The sequence below is a fragment of the Mesorhizobium sp. M7A.F.Ca.US.007.01.2.1 genome, from assembly GCF_003998165.1.
Lineage (GTDB): Bacteria > Pseudomonadota > Alphaproteobacteria > Rhizobiales > Rhizobiaceae > Mesorhizobium > Mesorhizobium ciceri.
Map to the genome: position 1 here is coordinate 1 of NZ_RZQP01000332.1, position 5,273 is coordinate 5,273.

5 protein-coding genes are annotated in these 5,273 nt (G+C 63.1%); 2 read left to right on the forward strand and 3 right to left on the reverse strand.

Annotated elements, in window-relative coordinates; all coding sequences use genetic code 11:
• The coding region (locus EN949_RS32730; protein ID WP_281039801.1) for a carboxyl transferase domain-containing protein at positions 1–599 on the reverse strand (599 nt) is incomplete at its 3' end.
• Between the two features lie 409 nt (positions 600–1,008).
• Between EN949_RS32730 and EN949_RS32735 the strand changes: the two genes are divergently transcribed.
• Positions 1,009–2,433 (forward strand): DEAD/DEAH box helicase, encoded by a 1,425-nt coding sequence (locus tag EN949_RS32735; RefSeq protein WP_013531456.1) that lies wholly within the window; start codon positions 1,009–1,011, stop codon positions 2,431–2,433.
• 102 nt (positions 2,434–2,535) lie between these two features.
• On the opposite strand, the gene EN949_RS32740 is transcribed toward EN949_RS32735, so the two are convergent.
• Positions 2,536–3,510: an alpha/beta fold hydrolase gene (locus tag EN949_RS32740; RefSeq protein WP_013531457.1), complete on the reverse strand. Its 975-nt coding sequence runs from the start codon at positions 3,508–3,510 to the stop codon at positions 2,536–2,538.
• A gap of 79 nt (positions 3,511–3,589) precedes the next feature.
• A complete protein-coding gene (locus EN949_RS32745) occupies positions 3,590–4,411 on the reverse strand; it encodes an SDR family oxidoreductase (protein WP_024505081.1) in 822 nt (273 codons plus the stop codon).
• 227 nt (positions 4,412–4,638) lie between these two features.
• Between EN949_RS32745 and EN949_RS32750 the strand changes: the two genes are divergently transcribed.
• A partial coding sequence (locus EN949_RS32750) for a pyridoxal-phosphate dependent enzyme (RefSeq protein WP_127371913.1) occupies positions 4,639–5,273 on the forward strand: 635 nt, incomplete at its 3' end.

Here is a 5,273-nt window from a genome sequence, read left to right on the forward strand (position 1 = left end):
GTCTTCACCACATCCGGCCCGGTGACGAACATGTAGGAGGTGTCGCGCACCATGAAGATGAAATCGGTCATGGCAGGCGAATAGACGTCGCCGCCGGCGCATGGACCCATGATGACGGAAATCTGCGGGATGACGCCTGAGGCCAGCACGTTGCGTTGAAAGATCTCGGCGTAGCCGCCGAGTGCCGCGACGCCTTCCTGGATGCGCGCGCCGCCGGCATCGTAGAGGCCGATGATCGGCGCCCGGTTGCGCAGCGCCATCTCCTGTACCTTGATGACCTTCTCGGCATGCGCTTCCGACAGCGAGCCGCCGAACACGGTGAAATCCTTGGCGAAGAGATAGACCGGGCGGCCGTTGACCGTGCCCCAGCCGGTGACGACGCCGTCGCCGGCGATCTTGGTCTTCTCCATGCCGAAGTCGGTCGAGCGGTGTTCGACATACATGTCGAACTCCTCGAACGAGCCCTCGTCGAGAAACACCTCGATGCGTTCGCGCGCGGTGAGCTTGCCCTTCTTGTGCTGGGCGTCGATGCGCGCTTGGCCGCCGCCCATGCGGGCGATCTCGCGGCGGCGCTCGAGTTCCTTCAGCACGTCCTTCATCGATTACCTCCCAAGCCAGCGGCATTTCGTGGTAATCGTGCCGGCAAGCGAGCGCAAGCGCCGCTTGCTCCGTCGATTTTGCTGCGCTGCAACATGAGCCCCCTTGCATTTGGTGGCGAACTGGGCCATATGCGGCGGCATAGGCGCTTGGGCCGGGACTTATCCGGCCTTCTCGACGAATGAGACTGGTTGCGTCTGTTTTCCCTCTTTCCGGTATATCGGCCCTTTTTCCGGTAAATCACAAAGCGGCGAAAAAGCCCCGTGGCATGATGCCTGCGGGCACGACAGCGCAGCCGAGTGGACGAACCCGTCCGCCCGCCTTGTCGTTTCATGAAAATTTGTTCGACGGCAGGTTGCGCCCTGCCGCCATCGATGTTTGCGGCCAGAAGCCGCGTGAAAGAAGATTATTTTGACCAACGAAAACACTTTGCCCGGTAGCAACACTGCGGAACTCACCGGTTTCGCGGCACTGGGTATTACGGGCGCGCTGCTCAAGGCCACCCACAACGCCGGCTTCACCGAGCCGAAGCCTATCCAGGCGCAGGCGATCCCGCCGCAGATGGAAGGCCGTGACATTTTCGGCATCGCCCAGACCGGCTCCGGCAAGACCGCGGCCTTCGCTCTGCCGATCCTGTCGAAGATCATCGCACTCGGCACCAAGCGCCGGCCGAAGACGGCGCGTGCGCTTATCCTGGCGCCGACGCGCGAACTCGCCGTGCAGATCGAGGACACGATCAAGATCCTCGCCAAGGGCGCGCATGTCTCGACCGCGCTCGTGCTTGGCGGCGTCTCGCGCTTCAGCCAGGTGAAGAAGGTTGCGCCCGGCGTCGATATCCTGATCGCAACGCCCGGCCGGTTGACCGACCTGGTGCGTGAGGGCGACCTCATGCTTGCCGACACCAAATGGCTGGTGCTCGACGAGGGCGACCGCATGCTCGACATGGGCTTCATCAACGACGTCAAGCGCATCGCCAAGGCGACCGCGCCCGATCGTCAGACGGTGCTGTTCTCGGCGACCATGCCCAATGAAATCGCCGAACTGGCCAAGGGCCTGCTGAAGAACCCGATCCGCGTCGAAGTCGCGCCGCAAAGCACGGCAGCGGCCGAGATCGTGCAAGGCGTCGTCTTTGCCCGCACCAAGCAGAAGCGCCAGGTGCTGTCGACGATGCTCGCCGATGAGACGATGAAGTCCGTCATCATCTTCTCGCGCACCAAGCATGGCGCCGACAGGGTGACCAAGGACCTCGAGCGCGATGGCTTCAAGGCCGCCGTCATTCACGGCAACAAGTCGCAGAACGCCCGCCAGAAAGCGCTGAACGATTTCCGCGACGGCTCGGTGCGCATTCTGGTGGCGACCGACATCGCGGCGCGCGGCATCGACGTACCCGGCATCAGCCATGTCGTGAATTTCGATCTGCCTGATGAAGCCGAGAGCTACGTCCACCGCATCGGCCGTACCGGCCGCAACGGCATGGACGGCATCGCGATCACGCTTTGCGATCCTTCCGAGAACAGCAAGCTGCGCCAGGTCGAGCGCATCATCCGCACCAAGCTGCCGATCGTTGCCGACCATCTCGGCAGCCCCGATCCGCTGCGCAATCCGGCTGAAAAGAACGAGCGTTTCGAGCCGGCCAATGACCGCAACGACCGCAATGGCCGTCGCGACGGCAGGCGGCCCGGTGGCGAGAACAAGGGCAACGGCTTTGGCAAGAAGCGCTTCGGCGACAAGCCGGCCTTCGCCGGCGAGCGCAAGCCGGACGGCGCCAAGCCGGCCTTCAAGGGCAACAACAAGCGCCGCTTCGGCGGTAAGCGTCCGGCTGCGCGGGCCGCGTAAGCCAGACCGCGCTGCAGTCAGTCAAGCTTCGGCTGGCTGATTGCCGAGACGAAACAAGAAAAGGGCGGCCGAAGCGATGCTTCGGTCGCCCTTTTTCGTCGCCTACTTCACCACCGCTTCGATCCAGACGGCGATCCTTTGCGCCAGAAACGCCGTGGTCGATGGCGACAGCGCGTCGCCGGCAATGACGTGATTGTCCGGGTCGCCAGTGTCGTCGACCGGAACCAGTTCATGCGGCGCGCCCCAGCGCCCGGCAATCTCGCGGCTGCGGTCGGCCCGCACCACTTTGTCCGAATCAGAAAAGATGAACAAAGCAGGGACGGTCGCCTTCTCCACCGGCGCGCCATAGGCAAGCTCGGTCAGCGCCTGCATCGGCAAGGTTGCTTCGATCGGATAGCGGGTGGTCCAGAATTTTTCATTCAGCGCGTTGCGCGGCACGAAGCTATGTTCCTTGCCGGCGACCAGCCTGGCGATTTGTTTGCCCCACGGCATGGTCAGGATCCCGGCGCCCGAAGCCTTGACGCCGAAGTTCGGGGAGATGAACGCAATCGCCGCCACCCCGTCCGACGCACCGGGCTGCGTTGCCGCCCAGACCGCCAGCGAGCCGCCGGTCGAAGTCGAGATGACGATCACCTTGTCGCCGATCGCCCGGCCGATGGCGAGCGCCTCCTCATAGTCGTTGATCCAGGCATTGATGCTGCCTTGCGTCATCGCCGCGCCATCCTGCCCATGACCGGTAAGCCGTGTGTAGAAGAGATTGGCGTCAAGCTGTTCCGCCACTTCGTCAGGCAGCGGGCGGACCTCGCCCTTCGATGCGGAAAAGCCGTGGATGTAGACGATCGATAGCGGGGTCCTGGCATGCACCAACGGATCGGCCCAGACGATCTCCTTCTCCAGCCCGTCTCGGATTCCGGGGATGGCGGCTTCCGCCTTTGCCACATAGGCCTGCGGATCGTCGCCGATGAGCGAGGGATCGAAACGGATCGTGGTGTCGACGCGAACGCGCGGGCCGAACACGAAGGCCAGTGCGAGAACGGCAATAAGGCCCAGCACAGCAAGCACGATCCGTCGCCCCATCGCAGACTCCACGCAGCACTTGTCTCAACCATGGCGACGGCGGCCCGAAAACGGGGAGCCCGCCAATTTCTCAGGCGTCCTATTCGATCGGCGGCTTGCGGTCGTAATGCAGAGGCCGCGCCTTCCAACTGGTCATCAGGCTGATAAACCCTCTGCACAGCGGCCTCGGCAGCAGGGCGAGCAGTTTCAGCGGCCAGCTTGTCCGGCGCGGGAAATGGACTTCGAAACCGCCCGACTTGATGCCTCGCGCCATGCGGCGCGATGCCCGGCTGACCGGCATCAGTCCCGGCATCGGCAGCATGTTCTTCTCGGTCAGCGGGGTGTCGATGAAGCCTGGGTTGAACACCTGGATACGCACGTTCATCTTGTCGAAATCATACTTCAGCGACTCGGCCAGGATGTTGATGGCCGCCTTGGTGCCGCCATAGGCGGCCGTTGTCGGCCAGCCGAAATAGGACGTCACGGAGCCGACCAGCACGACATGGCCGCGCGCCCGCACACGCATGCGTTCGACCGCAGGCACGAGGCCGTTGATGATGCCGAAATAATTGACCTCGAAGGACCGGCGAAAGTCGTTGACGACAAGATTCTCCCCCGGCGTCGAAATGTAATTCCCAGCATTGAAGATGGCGAGCACGATGGGACCGAGCTCCTTCTCGATCGCAGCGACGGTCCTTGCCATGCGCGGCTCGTCGGTGACGTCGCAGGGAAAGGCCGTGACGCTGCCCGGCATCTGCGCGGTCTCGACGACAAGCGTGTCGATCGGATCGTCGTCGAGCGCCGTCACCGCGACGGCATAGCCCTGGGAAGCAAGATCCCTGGCCAGGGCACGGCCGATGCCGCTCGATCCGCCCGTGATCCAGGCGACGCCGTGCTTCGGGTTGGCCCGGTAGAGTGTCATGCTGCGCCCTGTCGACTTGTTGGTGCTTTGCTCTAGCGATGAAGAAATCGAATGAAAAGCTGCTTTTCAACGTCAGCCGGAAAATGAGCTGTGGCGCAAGAGGTCGGTTTCGGGAAGCGTTGACGCAACTACAGTACCGCAAATGCGACTGGACCAGACAAATTCTTGCCTTGAAACTGCAGCTTCGGGTTTCTAGGGTTTCGGCGCACCTACACAAGGAATCCTGAATGCCCCGTTCTGTGATCGACGCGATCGGCAACACGCCTTTGATCCGCCTCAACAAAGCTTCGGAACAAACCGGTTGCGAGATCCTGGGCAAGGCCGAATTCATGAATCCGGGCCAGTCGGTCAAGGATCGCGCCGGCCTGTTCATCATCCGCGACGCCGAGCAGCGTGGGCTGCTGAGGCCCGGCGGCGTCGTCGTCGAGGGAACGGCGGGCAACACCGGCATCGGGCTGACGCTGGTCGCCAAGGCGCTCGGCTATCGCACCGTCATCGTCATTCCCGACACACAGAGCCAGGAGAAGAAGGACACGATCAAGCTGCTCGGCGCCGAACTGATCGAAGTGCCTGCCGTGCCCTACAAGAACCCCAACAATTACGTGAAACTGTCGGGGCGGCTGGCCGAGCAACTGGCGCGGACCGAGCCGAACGGCGCCATCTGGGCCAACCAGTTCGACAATGTTGCCAACCGTGACGGCCATATCCGCACCACAGCAGAGGAAATCTGGAGCCAGACCGGCGGCAAGGTCGATGGCTTTGTCTCGGCGGTCGGTTCCGGCGGCACGCTGGCCGGCGTCGCCTTTGGGCTGAAGGCGAAAAGCAAGGATGTGAAGATCGCGCTGGCCGACCCTCTGGGGGC